Raw genomic sequence first — 20,979 nt, 5'->3', positions numbered from 1 at the left:
TTTTCGTTCGACAAATTCTGACACGAATTTTGCTGTCATCTGCTCCTGAAACTCTTTTTATCTTTTAATTTTTTTCGCTTTATCTTCTATGATCTTATCGGATCTTTACTCCGTCCTTGATCACTGCCTTCAGTTCCAGATCCTGATCCAGCAGTACCACATGAGCTTTTTTCCCTGCTTCCAGAGATCCGTACTGTTCTTCTACCCCAAGGCTTCTGGCCGGATTTATGGTCGCGCAGGCCACGGCTGTTTCCAGCGGAAGATCCATCTTTTTAACAACTGTACGCATACAATCCATCAGATTTGTGGCAGATCCTGCGATCGCACCATCAGATACCAGCGTGGCAAGTCTTCCCACAACCTTAACATCCAGTCCGCCCAGTGTATACTGACCGTCCGGCATACCGGTAGCTCTCATACTATCGCTAATCAGGATCATCCTGTCAGCTCCCATCATCTGAAAGGTAGCTCGAACAACAGACGGATGGATATGGATCCCGTCACATATAATCTCTGCCATAACATCCTTATTATCAAAAACAGCACCTACGACGCCTGGTGCACGATGCGTAAACGCAGGCATTGCATTATACAGATGGACTGCATGGTTTGCTCCTGCTCTGCATGCTTCCATTGCTGTATCGTAATCTGCATTAGTATGTGCCAGAGAAACATTGACCCTTTCATGAACTTCCCGGATAAATTCTGCTGCATGCTCACTTTCTTCAGGTGCAATCCCTATAAATTTTACCAGACCTTCCGAGGCCTTTAAAAAACGGTCACAGATTTCCACATTACATGGCAGGATATTCCTCGCGTCCTGTGCCCCTTTTTTCGCCGGGCTGATAAAAGGCCCTTCCATATTGATTCCCAGAAAATCCGCCTTACGGCAGTCCTTTGTTTCTTTTTTATATTCTGCAGCTGTATGGAGGATCTGCTCCAGTTCCTCTACCGGTAAAGTCATGGTAGCCGGTGCGATCGCTGTAACTCCTACCGATGCCTCATATTCCGCGATCCTTCCGATCGCAGCCTTGTCTCCGTCGCAGAAATCATCTCCCTTGCATCCATGAAAATGCAGATCGATCAGTCCCGGAATGGCGTAGCAGCCTTTTCCGTCCAGAACATCCCCGTTAAGCTGCGGCGCATCCTTTTCTTCATAAACCTGTCGGATCTTATCCCCATCCAGGATAATCCCGCCTTTTACAAATGCTTTGTCCGGTGTAAAAACATACACATTATCAATGATCATAGTAAAACCTCCCAAAATCCCCATTTGTGATCATAAACAAAAAAGCAACCAGAAACATGTTCTGATTGCTTTCAGTTAATAGCCAGTACGGGAATCGAACCCGTGTTTCCGCCGTGAGAGGGCGGCGTCTTAGCCCCTTGACCAACTGGCCATATTCTTTTGTTTCTGTCGTTTGATTTCGTTTTTTGTTGTTTCCCTCAACCGACTTCGTTAGTATATAACACTTTCTTTCAAAATGCAAGTACTTTTTTTAATTTTTTTAAAAAATTTTCATGTTTTTCACGTTTATTCGTTTTTTACCCATTTTCCGGTATTTCGTACGCTTGACCACTGCTGATGTAAGTGCTACTATCAAAGCACCAATACGAAAATAATCGACTGCGGATAATGATCCGCCCGGTATAACAGAAAGAAGGAATTGGATGACTCGCATTTTGTGTCTCGGAGACAGTATCACAGATTGCGGACGGCTTTTCTCCGCAGATCCTCTTGGAAAAGGATATGTGAAGCAGCTCTCCTGTCTGCTTCATAACACAGATCACCGATTTTCCATTGAAAACAGAGGTATTGATGGTTTCACCCTGGAACGGCTTCTTCAGAACACAGATTTCTGGCTGGAAAGCTCTGATCCGGATATCGTTACCGTCCTGATCGGGATCAATGATGTGGGGATCATGATGAACACCCGCCGTTCATCTGCACAACAGCAGGATCTGATGAACAAATTTGTCACCCGTTATGAGCTCCTTGCAAAAAAGCTATCCTGCACAAACTCCCGGAAACGAAAGCTCTATTTCCTGGAACCCTTTGTTTTTCCATGGCCACGCTGCTACGCTTCCTGGGCTCCCCTTCTTTCCCAGATGTCCGTGCATATTAAAAAGATCAGTCAGGATCATGGCGCCGTTTTTCTCCCGCTGCAGAACGATCTGGATCAGGAAGCTGCACGGTCCGGGCCTGCATCAATAACTTCTGACGGTATCCATCTCACACTACAGGGGCATCAGATCCTGGCAGATAAACTTTATAAATTGATCATATCAGAAAGGTAATACTATGGAAACAACGATCAAAAAAATCGAAGATATGTCACTGAACGCATGGCCTTCTCATAAAATGGAACTTTATGACGGATGGATCTTACGTTTTTCTTATTTCTATACGCACAGGACCAACAGTGTGGAACAGTTCGGAACCTCCACACTTCCATGGCGCGAAAAAATCCCCTACTGCGAACAGGTCTATAAGCGTCTGGGAACTCCTGCGATCTTTAAGATCAGCCCCCTTGTATCCCCGGATTTTGACTATATGCTGGAAAACAGGGGCTATTCCGTTCAGCACATAACAAATGTTATGACTGTAGACCTGGACAATGCCGTTCTGGATGCGCCTGTCACCGATGTGCTTTTTTCCAATGAAATTCCTGATTTCTGGATCCACAGCCTTTTTGACTTGAAAAGAACTACAAATCCGATCCATCGAAGCGTCGTTCCTTCCATGTACCGCGCCATTCTTAAGGAAACTGTCTGCGCTTCCATAACAAAAAACGGCGAGATCATTGCCACAGGTCTTGGAATCCTGGATCGCGACTACATCGGTATCTATGCCATTCATGTGCGTGAAGATTATCGCCGCAGAGGATATGCCCGTCAGATCTGTACCGGTCTTCTCAATGAGGGCAAAAAAAGAGGCGCCAGCCACGCTTATCTTCAGGTGGTAAAAAACAATACTTCCGCAGAAAAGCTTTACAGCTCTCTTGGATTTCAGTATTCCTATACCTACTGGTTCCGTGTTCAGCCTGTAGGAACACGTTTTCAGTAAATGCATGGATTTTCCGTAAATCCCTGTAGAAATCAAAAAATCTTTTTGCTATAATACCCTTAATATGTATAAAATCTTTCCTGCCTTCATATACTGATCCTTATCAATCGATAAGGAGACTGATCCGATGAACGATCCGCAGGAAAAAAACACCCAAAATCCCTATCATATTTATTACGATAATTATCTGGATACCAATGCCTGTACTGAATGCACGGGTCTGATCAACCATGGAATCGACAGCCGTGAGCAATGGGATTCTTTCCGCCAGATCTTTGACTTTATACCGGCGTCGGAAACCCATGATCTTACAGATAAACAGGACTGACCGTTATCCCGGGTCGGAGGACACAAATGAAAAAACTGTCTGCTGCATGTATGATTCTCGGCCTTTCCCTTTTTGCGGGAGGCTGCAGCAATGATCAGATCGATGATCATATTATTTCTCTTCAGGATAAAATTTCAGACGTTACTGCTTCAGATTCCACAGAACAGGAAGATCAGGAGCCTTCCACGGAAGAACGTGTTTATATAGATGAGCTTACCGGCACACTGCTGGATTTTGACGGTACACACCTGACGATTTCCAGCAATGGAGAAACCTATGTATTTGATGTTTCCCAGACAAGGCTTGAATGCAAATACGGCGTTGTATCCAGTGATCAGGTCAGTGTGATCTACCAGGGACAGCTTTCCGGAACGGATATCAGCACCATTTCCCCCATCAAAATAACCGACAAATATCATAATGAAACTCCTCTGGAGGACCGCACTTTAAAGGGCAAAGTGAAATCACTCACCTCCAATGCCCTTGTGATAGTTACAGAAAAGGGAAATACCGTAACCTTCCCTGTCACCGGTGTCAGACAATACTACAAAAAAGGCATCAAGGCCGGCAAGTGGGTCTATGTCCATTTTCGCGGTAAATTCATCAACGAAACACTCGTGGATGACAAACAGTATGACGGCAGTTTCACAAAAGTGATCAGTGTCTCCGATACGGATCCACTGAAAGTACCTGCAGCAACTCCTACGCCTTCCCCTGAACCGAAAAAAAAAGAGCAGCATCTCCGTGCAAAGATCGTAAATGTCAGCACCGGCACAATGACTGTCATTCCGCAGACCACAGGATCGGAACTGACTGTTTCGCTTTCCTCGGTTCCTGTATATTTCAAAGGAGGAATGGCTCCGGGATCTTATGTAAACATTATCTATACCGGTAAATTTAATGGTGAATCCACCAGCGGCATGAAGATCCGTGGAATCACCGGGGAGGATCCGGACATACTTTCAGTACGCAACATTACTTCTACTGTAACCGGCACGATCCTGGGCACAACCGCCAATACCGTGCTGCTCCAGACATACGATGGCGTAAAGATCCTCTGCAGCCGTGAAAACGTTCCGGACCTTTCCTCAAGCGGAATGGAAGAAGGTGCCGATCTCCGGGTTACTTTCAACCCTGCGAAATCACGCACCTCCAATATTTATACCTGTATTAAATTCGAAGACCCGTGACGGAAGATGGTACGGATCCTTTTTTCTCCATCTTCCATCCAGCTTCGTACTGCCTGCGTATCACCCAGTATATCAAAAAAAGCTCTGCTTTCATCCTGTACACCCTGGCCGTGAAGAACCTGATATGCACCGGCATCGCTTCCTACTGCCACATGAACCTTCTTTTCAAAAGCTTTCTTCAGATTCTGCTCGCCTGCCTTTATAATAGATGCAAGGATCGTATCTTCAAATCTTCCGCAGCCTTTAAGATTCCGCACAGTTACAAGTGTCGGAACCCACACGCTTTCACTGTCTGCCAGTATGGAAATCGTCTCATCATCCATATAGTTCCCATGCTCAATACTGTCAACACCAGCCTCCACTGCTGCCTGTACGCCATAGCATCCATTTGTATGGCTCATCACGGCAAATCCCTCTTCATGAGCAATATGCACCATTTCTTTCACATCCGTTGCTGAAAGCGGCGTTCCCGTAATTTTCCCGTGATCTGCAAAATCCAGAAGCCCTGTAGTCATGATCTTGATAAAATCCGCACCTTCAGCGGCAGCTTCCAGAACTCTTCTGTGATATTCCTTCATGTCTGAGAAGCTTTTTCCAACGATCTTCCCATAATGGCCCTCTTTATAAATGGCAAAAACCGGTGTGCGATAGTCAATTTCATATTCCGGAGCCAGTCTGGCAGCCCGCTTTGACACACCGTAATGATCTCCTCCGTCTCTCACAAAACGGATTCCTCTTTTCCGGTATTCCTCAAGATGAGCACGGATCAGAGCATCCCGGGGTCCGTTTTTCTGTGTCTCAACGGCTTTCCGGTAATCATAGCCATTAAGAAATATATGTGCATGACATTCTCCAAACATTTTCATCACTGCTCAAAAAAGTTTCGGATTTCTTTCTCAGATGCCTGCACCGATCCCTGTACAAAAAACGGCTTCCCACCTCCGCGTCCATTTAATTTCTCATTCATTTCCTTTGTAAATCGGCGAAGATCTCCGTCTTTTTCACCCATTGCATACTTATAGCTTCCATCTGCATTTCTGGAAAAAACCGCACAGCAGCCCTGGCAGGTCTGCGTCACCGCATCTGCAAGCTTCCGCACACTGTCTGCATCCATTCCATCCATAAAGATGAGAACGCTTCCGCTTCCTGCATAACGCTCTGCCTCTTTCCGGCACATGTCGTCTACCAGCTGACCAACCTGTCCTTTCAAGCGGAAATTCTCTTCCTGAAGGCGTTCCACTGCCTGCGCAGTCTTATCCATTTTTGCAGAAAGCTTTACAGAAATCTGATGGTTCTGCTCGTTGATCATATTCAGATAATCCAGCACACGTTTTCCGCAGATCATCTCAATGCGGACACCTTCACGGAATTTTTCCACGGAAAGGAGCTTCACCATTCCGATCTCTCCGGTATGTGTCACATGAGTTCCGCAGCAGGCACAGATATCCACCCCTGGAAATTCTACGATCCGCACCTGACCGGTAAGCTCTTTTTTGCTTCGGTAGTCGATTTTTTCCAGTTCCTCCGCTGTAGGATATATGATCTTTATCTGCGTGTCTTCCCATATCTTTTGGTTTGTTTTCCGCTCAATCTCAGCAAGCTGCGCCTCATCCAACGGACCATTCAGATCTATGGTAATGGTATCGCTTCCCATATGGAAGCCTACATTATCATATCCGTAAGCCTCATGAATCAGTCCGCTCACCATGTGCTCACCGGAATGCTGCTGCATCAGATCGAACCTTCTTGCCCAGTCAATGCGTCCCTGTACTTCTGTTCCGGCTTCCATCGGCTGATCTGTATAATGAAGAAGTTCTCCCTCCTTTTCATGCACTTCCTTTACTTTCACATCGTTGAGATATCCGGTATCGCTTGGCTGTCCGCCGCCCTCCGGGTAAAAAGCACTCTCATCCAGAATGATATGAAAGCCTTTTTTGGCTTCTCTGCACTCCAGGACTTTGGCTGTAAATTCTTTTTTATATACATCTTCATAATATAAGCGTTTCGTCTCTGTCATTTGTCTCATCCTTTCTGCATCTCTGCTCTGACGACTTATAGTATAGACCAAATTTTCTCTCCCCGCTATATAAAAACGGCATTTATCCAATGATTTACATATTTTTCCATAAAAGCTGAAGTCTTTCCTTCAGGTTCCGCGTTATAATAAATGAAACGGGAAGAGAAGGGAGCTGATTGCATCACACGGGAAGAATATCTGGAATATCTGATACATACATACCAAAATTTAATATTTTCCATTTGTCTGAAATCGGTGGGCAATCCCTTTGACGCCGAGGATCTGACACAGGATGTTTTTCTTTCCGCCTACAAAAATCTCTCCCGTTTTGATGGCACCTACGAAAAAGCCTGGCTCAGCAAGATCGCAGTCAGAAAATGTCTGGATCATCTGAAAGCAGCCGGCAGACGTACCATTCCCACAGAGGACACCTATTTTGAACAGCTCCATGATAAAGAGTTTTCCCCGGAGGAGGCATTTCTGGACAAAGATTTCAAGGATCGGATCCGACATTTATGTTCAGCGCTGAAAAGCCCCTACAGGGAGGTTGCCCTTGAGCATTTCTGCGAAGAAAAAACCGCCGCAGAAATTGCAAAAGCGCAGAATAAAAATATCAAAACAGTCCAGACGCAGATCTACCGGTCCAGATCTATGCTGAAAGCACTGCTGGAAAGGAGTGATTAGATGCACATACCACAAGATGAATTACAGAAATTCCAGGACGGAACCATGAATACGGATGAAATGATCCATTTTCTGGAGCATATGGAGCAATGTGACTTCTGTCTGGATGAACTTCTTCAGAATGAGGATGCCGCTTCTGAGTATGCTCCATCCTATCTGCAGGATGAAATTCTGAAAAAAGCAGCTTCTCCGGAAGTTCAGGCTTCCAGAAAAATACATGAAACTGCTTATTGGATGAAGCTTCTCTGTGCAGGCTTACGGACTGCCGTAGGCATGGGTGTTGCGCTGATCATGCTTTTTTCTGTATCTCAGACAGATTTTACGGCTCTTCATCCTTCACCGGAAACAAAAGTTAAGATTTCTTCATCCCTTGACATTGGTTCCGGCCTAAACCAGCTTTCCATGCAGGTAGGTTCCCAACTCAGTGAACATTCTCAGAAGATCAGTAATAATCTGAACGATCTTACGAATAAAATTATAAACGGAGGCAAGTAAATTTATGAAAAAACAAAAACATGGTTTCTGGGTATTTATCTTTTCCCTGATTCCCGGTGCCGGGGAAATGTACATGGGATTTAAAAAACAGGGACTCAGCATTATGCTGCTGTTCTGGGGATCGATCGCACTGGCATCCATAACCGGCCTTGGATGGCTGGCCATGTTTCTCCCGGTAATATGGTTCTATAGTTTTTTTAATGTCCATAATCTGAAATCCCTGTCAGAAGAAGAATTCTACTCTGTAGAGGATAATTACATTCTTCACATGGATCAGCTTTCCGGTGATATGGGAAAATTCTTACAAAAGCATCAAAGTGCAGCTGCATGGGTCCTGATCCTGCTTGGTATCTGCATCCTGTGGAGTCGTTTCACAAGTCTTTTGTACCTCATTGTACCGACTAATATAGTCGACTATGTATACAATATCTGCAACAGCCTTCCGCAGATCATCATTGCTGCAGGTATCATTGCTGCAGGTATTTATCTTCTTACTCAGCAGAAAAAGAAGCTGAAACAGGAAACCGAAACAAAAGAAGAGCATTACTGGGAACCCTATCGTCCATATCAGCAGCTGACAGAAAAGCCTGTTCATACTTCTGATAACTCAGACAAAGATACAGCTTCTGAAGCTTCTTCCATTACTGATCCGGAAAATACCGATTCTAATTCATCCACAAAATAACAGAGAAAAAAAGATCCACTGTCAGTTTCCTGACAATGGATCTTTTTATATGATTTAAATTTACTGCTTATGTGTTACCTTAAGACGTGTCATCGCTCTCGCAAGTGCCATCTGGTTCATATGATACTCCTGGATGCTCTGTTTCTGACGAAGCTGCTCTTCTGCACGTTCCTTTGCTTCCTGAGCACGGCGGATATCAATCTCGTCCGGACTCTCTACGCTGAGGCAGAACAGCTTGGCACGGTTATTGATCATCTCAACAAATCCGCTGCTCACAGCAAACACATACTCATTACCGTCAGCATCCTCAAAACGCATCTCACCGGGAATGATGGCAGCTACAACATTCGCATGATGGGCAAGAAATCCCTGCTCACCATCCACTGCCGGGATAATAAGCTTCTGAGCACGTCCTGCATAAGCCAGTTTATTGCTGGCATATATTTCCAGGCCAAATGTCTCACTCATAGCTGCTCCTTACTGCCGGTTCTCCTCGGCTTTTGCTTTTGCAATTACATCATCAATGGTTCCAACATTAAAGAATGCGTTCTCCGGATAATCATCCATCTCGCCGTCAATGATCGCCTTAAATCCGCGGATCGTCTCTTTCAGAGGTACATATTTACCTTTGATACCGGTGAAGTTCTCAGCTACATGGAACGGCTGGGAAAGGAACTTCTGGATCTTTCTTGCACGGAATACTGTCTGCTTATCTTCCTCTGAGAGCTCCTCCATACCAAGAATAGCAATGATGTCCTGAAGTTCTTTATATTTCTGAAGGATCTCCTGTACTCTACGTGCAACCTCGTAATGTTCCTCACCAACAATATCTGCCTCCAGGATACGGGAAGTAGACTCAAGCGGATCTACGGCCGGATAAATACCCTGCTCAACGATCTTACGGGAAAGAACGGTTGTTGCATCCAGATGGGCAAATGTTGTTGCCGGAGCCGGGTCAGTTAAGTCATCGGCCGGTACATATACTGCCTGTACAGATGTAACAGAACCTTCCTTGGTAGATGCGATCCTCTCCTGAAGCTCACCCATCTCAGTTGCCAGTGTAGGCTGATATCCTACTGCGGACGGCATACGTCCAAGCAGAGCGGAAACCTCAGATCCTGCCTGTACAAAACGGAAGATATTATCAATGAAAAGAAGTACATCTCTGTGCTCCTGATCACGGAAATACTCTGCCATGGTAAGTCCTGTCTCAGCAACACGCATACGTGCTCCAGGCGGCTCGTTCATCTGTCCGAACACTAAGGCTGTCTTTTCAAGAACACCGGATTCCTTCATCTCTGTCCAAAGGTCATTACCCTCACGGGAACGCTCACCGACACCGGTGAAAATAGAATATCCACCATGCTCGGTAGCGATATTCTGGATCAGCTCCTGGATAAGGACTGTCTTACCAACACCGGCACCACCGAACAGACCGATCTTACCACCTTTTGCATATGGAGCAAGAAGATCGATAACCTTGATACCTGTTTCCAGGATCTCAACTGCCGGTTTCTGCTCCTCAAATGAAGGCGGATCACGATGGATGACCCAATGCTCTTCACCGTCCAGAGAATCACCGCCATCTACGGTATCTCCAAGAACGTTGAACAGACGACCAAGTGTTTTATCTCCAACCGGAACCTTGATACCGCTTCCGGTAGCTGTTACTTCTCTGTCTCGCTGCAGGCCCTCGCTGGCTCCCAGCATAATGCAGCGTACGATATTATTTCCAAGGTGCTGGGACACCTCCATAACGCATCTCTTACCGTTGTTCTCGACTTCAAGGGCATCCTTGATATCCGGAAGCTGTCCGTCTTCAAAAACAACGTCTACAACAGGTCCCATAACCTGTACGATCTTACCTTTATTCATAGTCATCACTTCCTTTTTTGTGCTTTAGCACCGCTGATAACCTCAGTGATCTCCTGGGTGATCGCAGCCTGACGTGCACGATTATACTGAATGGAAAGATCCTTCAGCATCGCCTTCGCACTATCTGTAGAGGACTGCATTGCTGTCATTCTCGCACTGTTCTCACTGGCATATGCCTCTACAAGACATCCATAGATCACACCTGTAAGGTAGTTGGGGATCATAGTATCCAGAAGCACATCTGCAGACGGAGATAACACGATCTCCTCCTGATAAATATCTGCCGGGATCTGACCCACCTTAAAATCAGCCTTTTTCAGCGGTAAAAGCTGCATATTCACATTTTCCATTGCCATCGCATTCAGCATCTGTGTATAGACAATGTGAATTTCATCCAGCTCTCTTTCAAGAAATGCCCGTACGATCTCTTCCGTGATAAGGCGTGCTCTGTGCATAGTCGGCTTCTGCACGGTATAATGAAAACTGCCGTCCATATCCACATCTCTCTTGCCGAAATACTGACGCCCTACCATACCAAGGACATACAACTTGTGATGTCCCGGTACCTCTTCCATGAAATCTTCTGTCATTTTCTGTACATTATGATTGTATGCACCAGCCATACCTTTATCACCTGTAATGACAATGGTACCTACCTTTCTTTCATCCTTCGGAACAAGATGACGCTCACTGAAGAAAGGATGCTGGATGTCCGGCATATGACGGAGGATCCTGGCAATGGCAGCCTGCATATTATAGAAATATGGTTCCGTGTCCTGCAGGATCTTCTTGGCCTTCTGCATCTTGGAAGAAGAAATCATGTACATCGCATTGGTGATCTTCATGGTGTCCTGAATGCTTTTCATACGAGTCTGTATTTCTTTTGCATTTGCCATATCAACACCTACCTGCTCTTATCTCTGAATTCTTCTGCCGCCTTTACGATTTTCTCTACAAGCTCATCAGAGAGCTGCTTTGTAGTCTCGATTTCTTTGCCGATCTCAGGATATACATTATCAAAGTACTCCAGAAGATCCTTCTGATATTTCTTGATCTCTTTCTTTTCTACATCTACCATCAGCTTGTGAGTCGCAACGCAGAGAGTAATTACCTGCTGATGAAGACTTAACGGGCTGCAGAGCGGCTGTTTCAGAAGCTCCATCAGACAGCTTCCGTATTTCAGCTGTGCAGTTGTAGCCTCATCCAGATCTGAACTGAACTGGGTGAACACTTCCATCTCTCTGTACTGTGCCAGGTCGATACGTACACTACCGGAAGCTTTCTTCATAGCCTTGGTCTGTGCAGCACCACCAACACGGGATACGGAAAGACCAACATTGACTGCCGGACGCATACCTGAGAAGAACAGATCACTTTCCAGGAAGATCTGACCATCTGTGATGGAAATTACGTTTGTAGGAATGTATGCAGATACATCACCGGCCTGTGTCTCGATGATCGGAAGTGCCGTAATGGATCCGCCGCCTGCCTCTTCACTCAGACGGCTGGAACGCTCCAGAAGTCTGGAATGAAGATAGAATACGTCACCAGGATATGCCTCACGTCCCGGAGAACGCTCAAGCAGAAGTGACAATGCACGATATGCCACTGCATGCTTGGAAAGATCATCATATACGATCAGTACGTCTTTACCCTGATACATGAAATACTCTGCAAGAGCAGTACCAGCATAAGGAGCAATATACTGAAGCGGTGCACAGTCGCTGGCTGTTGCGGAGAATACGGTTGTATACTCCATTGCACCGTATTTTTCAAGATTGGAAACTACCTTTGCAACGGTAGAAGCTTTCTGTCCGATGGCAACATAGATACAGATCACATCCTTACCTTTCTGGTTGATGATCGTATCGGTTGCGATGGATGTTTTACCTGTCTGTCTGTCGCCGATGATCAGCTCTCGCTGTCCACGGCCGATCGGGAACATGGAATCAATGGAAAGGATTCCTGTTTCCAGAGGTACAGTTACAGACTTACGGTCGATGATTCCAGGAGCCGGGTTCTCGATCGGGCGGTATTCCTCTGCCTGGATCTCTCCCTTTCCATCAATAGGCTCACCAAGTGCGTTCACGATTCTTCCGATAAATTTATCCCCTACCGGAATACCTGCCTGCTTGCCAGTTCTGGCAACCTTGGTGCCTTCCTTGATTCCTGTATCCTTTCCGAAAAGAATACATCCCATGCTGTTGGCACGGACATCCTGTACCATACCTTTCAGACCATTCTCGAAGGTCACGACCTCACCGTACATGGCATGATCGATGCCATAAACAGTTGCGATACCATCTCCCACGGAGATGACAGTGCCTACTTCCTGGTCCTTGCTGATTTCGTCATAGTTCTTTATTTCTTCCTTGAGAATCGAAATGATTTCATCTGGATTTATTGCACCCAATTCAATTTCACCTCCGGGTTAATTTCTGTTTCAGTTTCTTATAACGTCCGATGAGGCTCCAGTCGTACTCACGATCTCCTGCCCTGAGAACAAATCCACCTACAAGGCTTTTATCCTCTGTAAGGGTAAGTTCCACTTCTCTGGCAGAAAACTGGCTACGGAGAAACTCCTTCATCTTATTTTCCTGCTCTTCGGCAGGACGTGTTACATAAAGAAGCTCTGCCTTGAGAATTCCTTTCTGTTCCCGGCTGTAAGCATCATAAGCTTCAAGGATCTCTCCGATTCTGTCAATCTTCTGATACTTACACGTTACTTTAAGAAAACTCTTCATTTCCTGCGGAAAAACCCGCTCTATTACCTGTTCTTTTTCTTTGAGGGAAACAAGTGGATTTTCAAGCATTTTACCTATCTCAGGTGTATTCTTAAAAATCTTTCCTGTTTCGCAGATTGCCTCCCCCGGGACAGAAAGACCGTATAATGCTTTTGCATAATTAATGGACGTCTCTGTCATGAGGATCACCTGCTCCTTCTAAAAACTGGTCATATAGGGACATATCCTGTGCTTCGTCGTTCTTTTTTCCCATGATTCTGGATGCTGCATCCATTGCCAGCTCAGCCACTTTGCCTTCCATCGCTTTCATAGCAGCTTCCTGCTCAGTACTGATATCTCTTCTTGCTTTCTCAAGAATCTGACCAGCCTGATCATTAGCTCTCTTCACGATGCTGTCTGCCTGTACTTTTGCCTCGTCCTTAGCCTGCTCTACAATACTGAAGGATTCCTCCTTCGCAGATTTCAGTGCATCCTCATACTGTCCTTTCAGCTGGTTTGCTTCAGTGGTTGTCTTCTCTGCTGAAGCAAACTGCTCATCGATCATGGCTTTTCTCTTCTCCATAACACCAATGATCGGGCCGAAAAGGAACTTCTTCATTAAAAGATAAAGAACGATCAGGTTTATAATAGTAAAGACAAGGTTGATATCAATTTTAATCACCTGGTCCACCTGCCTCTCTTAATCCTGAATTAGTATCTCGTCTTTACCTATTAGCCAAGCATGATGATGATCAGAAGACCGATTACGAAACCGTAAATAGCTGTTGCCTCTGCAAGAGCACATCCAAGAAGAAGCGCTTTACTGATCTTGCTCTCTGCCTCTGGCTGTCTTGCGATAGCTTCTACTGCTTTAGATGTTGCAAGACCGATACCAATACCTGCTCCAATACCTGTAAGAACTGCGATAGCTGCACCAATTGCGATTAACATAGTTTTTTCCTCCTGTAAAATACAATTTTTTTCATTTTTAGATCAAGCGGATCTTCCGCTTCACTACTCAATTGCTTCCTTAATGAACAAGGATGTTAAGAATACAAATACATACGCCTGTATGAATCCGTCGAAGAAATCAAAATACAGGCTGAATGGTATGGGAAGAATGGCCGGACAAACAAACTCCAGCAACTTCATAACTACGAAGCTTCCCAGAACATTACCGAACAACCGCATGCAGAGAGATGTAGGTCTGATCGCTATTTCCAGAATGTTGATCGGAAGCATGATCGGAACCGGCTCCGCAAAGCTTTTCAGGAAACCCTTCAGTCCCCTTTTATGAAAGCCTGCATACTCGATCAGAATAATGCTCATCAGCGCCAGCGCAATGGTAACATTCATGTCCTTCGTTGGTGGTGTAAAACCAAATACGCCTGCGATATTGGCTATTCCGATGTAAATTACGGTTGACATCAAATAAGGCACATACTGTTTGCCTTCTTCTCCAAGGATACCCATGAAGAAATCCTGAAGAAAACTTACCCCGGTCTCCAGAAGCAGCTGCTTCTTACCCGGATTTTCCACACTGAGATTCCGAACTAAGATCAGAGACAGAATCACAAGAACCGCCATGATGACCCATGTGACTACCACGCATTCTGCAATTGGTATTCCACCAAACGCCGGAATGGTAAAGGCTGTCTTACTGTTTAGTTCTTCTGCCAGTGTACTTGATAAATCTCCCGTTTTTCTCCCTCCTTTTCTCTTGGCGCTGATCGTATCTTTTTATAATTGGTATGACCACGCCTTGTACTTGACTTTATTTTACTCCGCATTTCCAGAATGTCAATATTATTTTTGCCTGTTTTGCACAAAAAAGAATCTGTTTTTTATACAAAATATACAATTCATTTCAATTAACCTTGATCTGACTTCCTGCGTACAGATACTTCTCCATAAGAAAGCAGGGTTTCTGAACCATCCTGTTCTCTCACAAGAAGCCTTCCATCTGGTGCTATGGATTCTGCATAAGCTTCCCTTGTACACTGTCCGTCTGTGATCACGATCATGTTTCCAGGAATGATATTATTTTCTGTATATTCTCTGGAAAGTCCCGGAGTCTCCACTTCCATGAGAAGCTGATTGACGATCTCCGCCACAAGAATACTGCAGTTTATATGCTCTGCGTCATTCCTGTTTTCAAATAATGCTCCAGCCGTTTCCTGTATATCTTCAGGAAACCCATCTTCCGGCATATACAGATTCAAACCAATTCCTACAACTGCAAACTCAATGTTCCCGCTTTCAAAGTCTGTAACAGCCTCTGTCAGTATCCCACACACTTTCTTATTATGAAAATACAGATCATTGACCCATTTGATCCCAAGGTCGATCCCGCAGATTTTCTTCACTGCACGGCACACTGCAGTTGCCGCCGCTGTAGTGATCAGGAGTCCTTCCTTCAGAGTTCGGTCCGGTCTTAGAACGATACTCATATAAAGTCCTGCATTTTCAGGAGAATAAAAACTTCGGCCTCTTCGGCCTCTTCCGCTTTTCTGTCTGCGCGCCAGTATCAGTGCACCATGACCTGCTTCTCCTGAAAATGCAGCCTCCTTGGCTGCCCGGTTTGTAGAATCCAGTTCTCTGTATATTTTTACAGGGACATCCGGATGATCGAGGTAAAGCCGTATTCCTTCTTCCGATAAACGGCTGCCTCCTCGAAGCACATAGCCTTTGTTTGGTCCAGCTTCTATGGTATATCCCTCTTCACGAAGGGATTTCACAGCTTTCCAGATGGCTGCCCGTGTGCAGTTTAGTTCTGCTGCTGCCGCCTCTCCGGATATCAGTTCATTCTCGTGCTGCTCCAGAAGCTTCAGCATTCTTGCTTTTACAGTCATATCTTCACCGTCCGTAATCTGCCTGAAATGGCAAAATTTATTCCCTCCTAAGAGTCGAAAGCATTATAGCACTTAAGCATCGCGATGTCTATTATCTTTTTTACATATGCTATCTATATTATTTTTATATTTCAGATGCAGCTATTATATGATTTTTCTCATTTTTGTCTGTTTTCATTTATTTTTTTATATATTATTTCTGTTGAAAACCTGCAGACTCAGGAGTGAATTTTCCTGAATCTTTATTATATACAGATTTTCTTTATCATATATTTATCATTTGTAATTAGAAAGACTTTTCTCAAGAAATTCCCGGTACTTATCGCGAACCTCATCCGGTGACGCGATCACCGCATCCGGGCCAAGACTGGCTATCCAGCCAAAGAACTGGTCACTGATATTTACACGAACCAGTGTTTTGAAATGTTCAGGATCCTTCCTGTGTATCATAATATCTCTGCCAAACCGATCCAGCACCACCCCGACCAAGCGGTTATGTGCTTCCAGACATATGGTTACTTCTCTGCCGCCAAACATCCCGAAGGTCCTGGATGTCAGCTCCCCTATATCATAATTCTCAAAAAATTCTCTGCCGCGTCGCACCTCCTTCTCTATACGGATCTGCTGGAGCTTATCTACCTGATACTGCTTAACCCTTCCACACTTCTCGTCGTAAGTGATCAGATAATACTCCTCATTCTGCCATACAAGTCCCCAGGGACTGACCGAATATCGTTCTCCCTCATTCTCCGGACGCAGCTTCTTCTCCACAGTCCATTCACAATATTGAAAAGAAATCTGCCTGTCCTCAGTTAATGCACGCTGGATCATATCAATACTGTAATACACATTCTCGTTTATAGTCCGGATACGATTCTCTGCAAATCCCTGTCGCCGCAGCTGTCTGGACTCATAAACACTGGCAAGGCTCTCCAGCTTCCTGATCAGCTGTCGGGATTTCCCATTGGTGATACATCTGGAGGACTGTACTGCATCCACCAGAAGTCTCAGCTCCGGAAGCTCAAATTCCCGACTGGCAAGATAAAAACCGGCCGGGTGCTCCCGCCGGTTCAGGATATCCATTCCAAAATTCCGCAGGGTTTCAATATCATCATAGACAGTTTTACGCTCTGCACTGATCCCCAGACTATTCAGATAGGCGATCAGCTCCTTCACAGACATCGGATGCTCTTCGTCCGTCTGCTCCAGAAAAATGCGCATCAGATATAAAATTTTAATCTTCTGGTTAAAGACCCTTGGCATCCTTTCTCCTCCGTTCTGCTACTTGTCTGTCAGTGATGCTACCACTGCAAAATATAATACCATGAATGACAATACAACAGCAACGATATCTGCTCCGCGGAAATCAAAATTAAACAGCATCGCCCCGCCAAGCATGATCTCCATTGTAAGAAGTGCGCCCAGTACCATTGCCATTCCTGAGGAAAGCTTCTGTCTGCCGCAATGTCCGTTCTCAGCTTCTACATATCTTCCTTCTGCCAATACTGCCTTCCTGCTGCTCTCTGTATTCCACATAAGATCCATCCTCCCTGTCCTATGTTCGTCTCACGATTTATCGAACATATTTTCCAAACATATTTTCTGTATATTTGCATTATAGCTCATTTTTAGTCCAATAAAACGGTACAAATATGGTTTTTCCGAACATTTGTTTATTTTATACAAAAATATGTTCGTCTTTAAGATCCACAAAAAAAGCCTGCCGTAAACGACAGACTTGTAAAATGTGACACTTTGAAAGGACATTTGAAATCCTATGATATCTGCTTTTACATCATTCCCGCAAACACAGACGCTCCTATAACCGTAAGCAATCCGGCTACGGCAATGGCAAGGCTGCTCATGGCTCCTTCTACCGGGCCAAGCTCCATGGCTTTGGCTGTTCCGATAGCATGGGCAGATGTTCCAAGTCCAAGACCTCTTGCGATCGGCTCCTCGATCTTTGCGATCTTGTAGACAACCTCTGCGAGCATATTTCCCAGAACTCCTGTGATGATGATCACGGCAACGGTGATGGTCACGATACCGCCAAGCTCCTCGGAAACACCCATTCCGATAGCAGTTGTGATAGACTTCGGAAGCATGGTGACATATTCCTGATGATCAAAGCCAAACAATTTCGCCATAAGCAGAATGCTGCAAAGCCCGGCCAGCGTTCCGGAAAAGATCCCGGCAGCCACTGCCTTGAGATTTTTTTTCAGCAGATGGATCTGCTCATAAAGGGGCACTGCCAGACAGACTGTTGCCGGGGTCAGCAGATAGCTGATATATTTTCCACCTTCATTGTAATCATCATAATCAATATGGAAGATCAAAAGAACACCGATAACACAGATGATCGAGATCAAAAGCGGATTAAAGATTGCCATTTTAAACTTCTTTTTCAGGATCAGACCGATCTCATAGGCGATCAGACTTATCATTGCTCCGAAAAATGCGGAGTTTTTTATGAATTCCATCATTTTTCAGTTCCTCTCTTTCCCATACGGATCACTCCCTGTGTTACTTTTCCTGTTACGACCATTACGATCACCGTGCTGATAAACGTCATGATGAGAACCGGTACACAGATCGGTTTCAGAGTACTCCAGGCTGTGATCAGTCCCGCACCAGCCGGCACAAACATCACCGGCATGATCTCAACCAGAAAATCTGCCGCACCTTTGACCTGATCCAGCTTCAGAATACCTGTGAGCAAAGCCACCAGCATAATGATCAATCCATAGACACTGGCCGGTACCGGAAGTGGAAGAAAGGTTTTCAGTAGTTCTCCAATGACGGAAATCAACAGGATGATGCTAAACTGCTGCACATGCTTCATGTTGCATCCCTCCTGATTCATGTAAAGCGCATATTCACATTTTGCTTTACTGCATACTCATGAACGCAGCTGCGTTCACAGTCTGCGCTCAAACGAATTTTTCAAAAGTGGTAAGACCACTTTTGTTTTAAACGTTTTTTTATTATACGCTACAAATCCAAAATTACAAGGATTGTATCCAATAAAATACAAAAAATCCTTTTATGCATCAGCGTATTCCAGTAATCTACAGAAACGGATCTGCATAAAAGGATCTATAAACAGGGTTCTGATCATTTCCTGGAATTTTCCGCCAAAATGATTTTTTCCACCTGATATTTGCCATCTTCCACAGTCATTACCGCCATGGTAACCTCTCCGCCAAAACGGCTTCTTCCACAGCTTCCCGGATTCAGCCACAGTCTACCATCAATCATCTTCTCAAAATATTTGTGAGTATGCCCGAAGATGACCACCTGTGTGTCCCCCAACTCCCACGCAACGTCTTTTTTGTTATGAACCATAAAAAATTTCACGCCGCCAATGGTAAAGCTTAGACTGGTGCGGAGATTTTCCGCCCAGTCTTTATCATTATTTCCACGGACCACATAGAGATTCCCCATGGAACGCAGTACATCCAGGATCTCATCTTTATTGACATCTCCGGCATGGAGGATATACTTACAGTCTTTTAAGGTTTCCAGTACCTCAGGCCGCAAAAGACCGTGAGTGTCTGATATAATGCCGATTTTTTCTTTCATGATCTCTATCCTGCTCCAATCCTTTATCATTATCGCCTTTTACCTTTTGCAGCTCACGCTATGACCGGCAATACTCTTCACAATACATAAATATTTAACAGCTGCTTCTTTTCACACCATTTCAGAAATTTTCTTAATTGGATCAAGCCGATATTCGCAACCCCGCAGAGGACTTACCTGATTCGCTTAAAACAATTCTATTTTTCCATATTCTCCGTCAGATCCCGGTTTCCGCACCACTTCTCCTGCACGGAGCCGCCGGATGCCTTCCGCCAGAACTTCTCCGCCGGCTTTTCGGATATCTTCCGGCGGAACCTCTCTCAATATGGTAAATTCTGCACCCAGTCTTTCAAGCAGCGCCTCGTACTGTCCCTGAACTTTTTTGCTTGCCGTGGAAAATCCCATGCAGGCGGAGATCACCTCCGGCAGCGGCATCAGGCTTTCATATGGGCGGCCGCTTTCCGGCATGGCCGCTGAACTCTCGTCACGGTCAGATAACTGCAGGATCCGGTGATCCACACCCATAGTCAGCTTCTTTCCGCAGACCGGGCAGATACCGTTATACATCTCTGCTTCTTTCGGGCTCAGGCACACGCCGCACTTCCGGTGACCGTCGAAATGATACTTTCCTTCTTCCGGAAAAAATTCGATCGTCCCTTCAAGACCTTTTCCGTTCTGCACTGCATCCCACAATCCCTGATAGGAAAGCTCTATATCCAGAAGATCCGCTTCCCTTCCCAGCTTCGACGGTGAATGTGCATCCGAATGGGACACCAGCTGATAGCCATCCAGCGCCGAAATCTGCCAATTCATCGCCGGATCTGAAGAAAGTCCTGTCTCCAGGGCATGGATGTAAGGTGTCAGTTCTTCAAAGCATTCTTCTATGGTATCAAATCCGGACTTCGCTCCAAACAGGGAAAAATGTGGGGTCCAGATATGCGCGGGGATATAGATACCCTCCTCACTGACCTCCAGCATCATTTCCAGAAGATCATGACAGGGCAACCCCAAAATAGGACGTCCATCTGAATGGATATTTCCGATCTTTTCCAGCCTTGCGGCAAAAGCATCTGCCTCATTGAATCCCGGAAGCAGGATCAGGCTGTGCACCTTCCTGGTTTTTCCGCCTTTTTTATAGATGGAACTGATCTCACCGGACAGTACGAACCTGGGTGCTTTTCCCGGATAATGCGCTGCCTCCGGCAAAACATATTCCTCTTTCAGCCGGAACATTCCCTGTTCCGCAGGGATCAGCTTCGCCTTCAACTCCTGCCGCCAGATGGGATGTGTCATATCTCCGGTTCCAAGGAGTGTGATTCCTTTTTTCCGCGCCCAGAGATCCAGCATCTCCGGCGTGCCATCTTTGCTGGTTGCCATGGAATATCTGGAATGTATGTGCAGGTCTGCGATCTGTTTCAAAACTTTTCCTCCTGTATCATCTTTTCCTCTGTCCACATGTACATCCTGTCTTTTTAACAAAA

24 protein-coding genes, 1 tRNA gene and 1 pseudogene are annotated in these 20,979 nt (G+C 45.3%); 7 read left to right on the top strand and 19 right to left on the bottom strand.

Translation table 11 applies throughout. The features are described 5' to 3' along the window. Positions 1-94 precede the first annotated feature (94 nt). A complete protein-coding gene (gene nagA, locus CCC70_RS01735; protein ID WP_173741083.1) occupies positions 95-1,249 on the bottom strand; it encodes an N-acetylglucosamine-6-phosphate deacetylase in 1,155 nt (384 codons plus the stop codon). 79 nt (positions 1,250-1,328) lie between these two features. Then, a tRNA-Glu gene (locus tag CCC70_RS01730) sits at positions 1,329-1,400 on the bottom strand. Positions 1,401-1,671: 271 nt separating this feature from the next. Here CCC70_RS01730 and CCC70_RS01725 point away from each other — a divergent pair. The 4 genes from CCC70_RS01725 (at position 1,672) to CCC70_RS01710 (ending at position 4,585) form a co-directional block, all read left to right on the top strand. Further along, positions 1,672-2,298 (top strand): SGNH/GDSL hydrolase family protein, encoded by a 627-nt coding sequence (locus CCC70_RS01725; RefSeq protein WP_278654925.1) that lies wholly within the window; start codon positions 1,672-1,674, stop codon positions 2,296-2,298. A gap of 4 nt (positions 2,299-2,302) precedes the next feature. Next, positions 2,303-3,067 carry a GNAT family N-acetyltransferase gene (locus CCC70_RS01720; RefSeq protein ID WP_022427138.1) on the top strand — a complete coding sequence of 255 codons (765 nt, stop codon included), beginning with the start codon at positions 2,303-2,305 and terminating at the stop codon, positions 3,065-3,067. A 127-nt stretch (positions 3,068-3,194) separates the two neighbouring features. After that, a complete protein-coding gene (locus CCC70_RS01715) occupies positions 3,195-3,395 on the top strand; it encodes a hypothetical protein (RefSeq protein ID WP_021652824.1) in 201 nt (66 codons plus the stop codon). Between the two features lie 26 nt (positions 3,396-3,421). Next, positions 3,422-4,585 (top strand): hypothetical protein, encoded by a 1,164-nt coding sequence (locus tag CCC70_RS01710; RefSeq protein WP_015525588.1) that lies wholly within the window; start codon positions 3,422-3,424, stop codon positions 4,583-4,585. Here CCC70_RS01710 and CCC70_RS01705 read toward each other — a convergent pair. Both CCC70_RS01705 and CCC70_RS01700 read right to left on the bottom strand, forming a co-directional pair. Further along, entirely contained in the window at positions 4,555-5,445 is an 891-nt protein-coding gene (locus CCC70_RS01705; protein WP_287084144.1) for an amidohydrolase family protein, read from the bottom strand. The genes CCC70_RS01710 and CCC70_RS01705 overlap by 31 nt on opposite strands. 5 nt (positions 5,446-5,450) lie before the next feature. Further along, positions 5,451-6,611, bottom strand: coding sequence for an alanyl-tRNA editing protein (locus CCC70_RS01700; protein WP_270485871.1), 1,161 nt, complete (start codon positions 6,609-6,611; stop codon positions 5,451-5,453). 141 nt (positions 6,612-6,752) lie between these two features. Here CCC70_RS01700 and CCC70_RS01695 point away from each other — a divergent pair, with 141 nt between their 5' ends. From CCC70_RS01695 to CCC70_RS01685, 3 genes are read left to right on the top strand one after another with little or no spacing between them, the layout of a single operon-like run. Continuing rightward, a complete protein-coding gene (locus CCC70_RS01695; protein ID WP_110102749.1) occupies positions 6,753-7,286 on the top strand; it encodes an RNA polymerase sigma factor in 534 nt (177 codons plus the stop codon). Continuing rightward, the gene (locus CCC70_RS01690) at positions 7,287-7,781 is read left to right on the top strand and encodes a hypothetical protein (protein WP_022427141.1); all 495 of its coding nucleotides are present in this window, start codon (positions 7,287-7,289) and stop codon (positions 7,779-7,781) included. Between the two features lie 4 nt (positions 7,782-7,785). Then, entirely contained in the window at positions 7,786-8,466 is a 681-nt protein-coding gene (locus CCC70_RS01685; RefSeq protein ID WP_278603393.1) for a hypothetical protein, read from the top strand. 60 nt (positions 8,467-8,526) lie between these two features. Here the strand turns inward: CCC70_RS01685 and atpC are convergent, their stop codons facing one another. The 15 genes and pseudogenes from atpC to CCC70_RS01610 all read right to left on the bottom strand — a co-directional run. After that, complete coding sequence (atpC, locus tag CCC70_RS01680) at positions 8,527-8,934, bottom strand: ATP synthase F1 subunit epsilon (protein WP_015525582.1); 408 nt, start codon at positions 8,932-8,934, stop codon at positions 8,527-8,529. Between the two features lie 9 nt (positions 8,935-8,943). Continuing rightward, positions 8,944-10,341 carry a F0F1 ATP synthase subunit beta gene (gene atpD / locus CCC70_RS01675; protein WP_015525581.1) on the bottom strand — a complete coding sequence of 466 codons (1,398 nt, stop codon included), beginning with the start codon at positions 10,339-10,341 and terminating at the stop codon, positions 8,944-8,946. Between the two features lie 5 nt (positions 10,342-10,346). Continuing rightward, positions 10,347-11,237 carry an ATP synthase F1 subunit gamma gene (gene atpG, locus CCC70_RS01670; RefSeq protein ID WP_015525580.1) on the bottom strand — a complete coding sequence of 297 codons (891 nt, stop codon included), beginning with the start codon at positions 11,235-11,237 and terminating at the stop codon, positions 10,347-10,349. A gap of 8 nt (positions 11,238-11,245) precedes the next feature. Further along, the gene (atpA, locus tag CCC70_RS01665; protein ID WP_021652816.1) at positions 11,246-12,754 is read right to left on the bottom strand and encodes a F0F1 ATP synthase subunit alpha; all 1,509 of its coding nucleotides are present in this window, start codon (positions 12,752-12,754) and stop codon (positions 11,246-11,248) included. 7 nt (positions 12,755-12,761) lie between these two features. Then, complete coding sequence (gene atpH, locus CCC70_RS01660) at positions 12,762-13,265, bottom strand: ATP synthase F1 subunit delta (protein ID WP_278603394.1); 504 nt, start codon at positions 13,263-13,265, stop codon at positions 12,762-12,764. After that, positions 13,246-13,746, bottom strand: coding sequence for a F0F1 ATP synthase subunit B (atpF, locus tag CCC70_RS01655; protein WP_022427145.1), 501 nt, complete (start codon positions 13,744-13,746; stop codon positions 13,246-13,248). Before atpF ends, atpH begins: the two co-directional genes overlap by 20 nt. Positions 13,747-13,796: 50 nt before the next feature. Then, positions 13,797-14,015, bottom strand: coding sequence for an ATP synthase F0 subunit C (gene atpE / locus CCC70_RS01650; RefSeq protein ID WP_021652814.1), 219 nt, complete (start codon positions 14,013-14,015; stop codon positions 13,797-13,799). Between the two features lie 63 nt (positions 14,016-14,078). Next, positions 14,079-14,744 (bottom strand): F0F1 ATP synthase subunit A, encoded by a 666-nt coding sequence (locus CCC70_RS01645; RefSeq protein ID WP_084449196.1) that lies wholly within the window; start codon positions 14,742-14,744, stop codon positions 14,079-14,081. A 191-nt stretch (positions 14,745-14,935) separates the two neighbouring features. Beyond that, entirely contained in the window at positions 14,936-15,916 is a 981-nt protein-coding gene (locus CCC70_RS01640) for a biotin--[acetyl-CoA-carboxylase] ligase (RefSeq protein ID WP_015525577.1), read from the bottom strand. Between the two features lie 276 nt (positions 15,917-16,192). Beyond that, positions 16,193-17,179: a helix-turn-helix transcriptional regulator gene (locus tag CCC70_RS01635; protein WP_015525576.1), complete on the bottom strand. Its 987-nt coding sequence runs from the start codon at positions 17,177-17,179 to the stop codon at positions 16,193-16,195. Between the two features lie 18 nt (positions 17,180-17,197). Continuing rightward, positions 17,198-17,452, bottom strand: a complete 255-nt coding sequence (locus CCC70_RS01630; RefSeq protein ID WP_059086214.1) for a hypothetical protein — start codon at positions 17,450-17,452, stop codon at positions 17,198-17,200. A 254-nt stretch (positions 17,453-17,706) separates the two neighbouring features. After that, positions 17,707-18,399, bottom strand: a complete 693-nt coding sequence (locus tag CCC70_RS01625; RefSeq protein ID WP_278603395.1) for an LrgB family protein — start codon at positions 18,397-18,399, stop codon at positions 17,707-17,709. Then, the gene (locus CCC70_RS01620; protein ID WP_015525571.1) at positions 18,396-18,758 is read right to left on the bottom strand and encodes a CidA/LrgA family protein; all 363 of its coding nucleotides are present in this window, start codon (positions 18,756-18,758) and stop codon (positions 18,396-18,398) included. The genes CCC70_RS01625 and CCC70_RS01620 overlap by 4 nt, the downstream gene beginning before the upstream one ends. 272 nt (positions 18,759-19,030) lie before the next feature. Further along, the gene (locus CCC70_RS01615; protein ID WP_278603396.1) at positions 19,031-19,498 is read right to left on the bottom strand and encodes a metallophosphoesterase family protein; all 468 of its coding nucleotides are present in this window, start codon (positions 19,496-19,498) and stop codon (positions 19,031-19,033) included. A gap of 189 nt (positions 19,499-19,687) precedes the next feature. Beyond that, positions 19,688-20,875: pseudogene (locus CCC70_RS01610) on the bottom strand (endonuclease Q family protein); the annotation flags it as partial. Positions 20,876-20,979 lie beyond the last annotated feature (104 nt).

This window comes from Blautia sp. LMAG:89, from assembly GCF_008679485.1.
GTDB classification, from domain to species: Bacteria; Bacillota; Clostridia; order Lachnospirales; family Lachnospiraceae; genus Blautia_A; species Blautia_A fusiformis.
The sequence above is the reverse complement of the archived record's forward strand: the minus strand, read 5'-3'. Positions and strand labels throughout refer to the sequence as shown.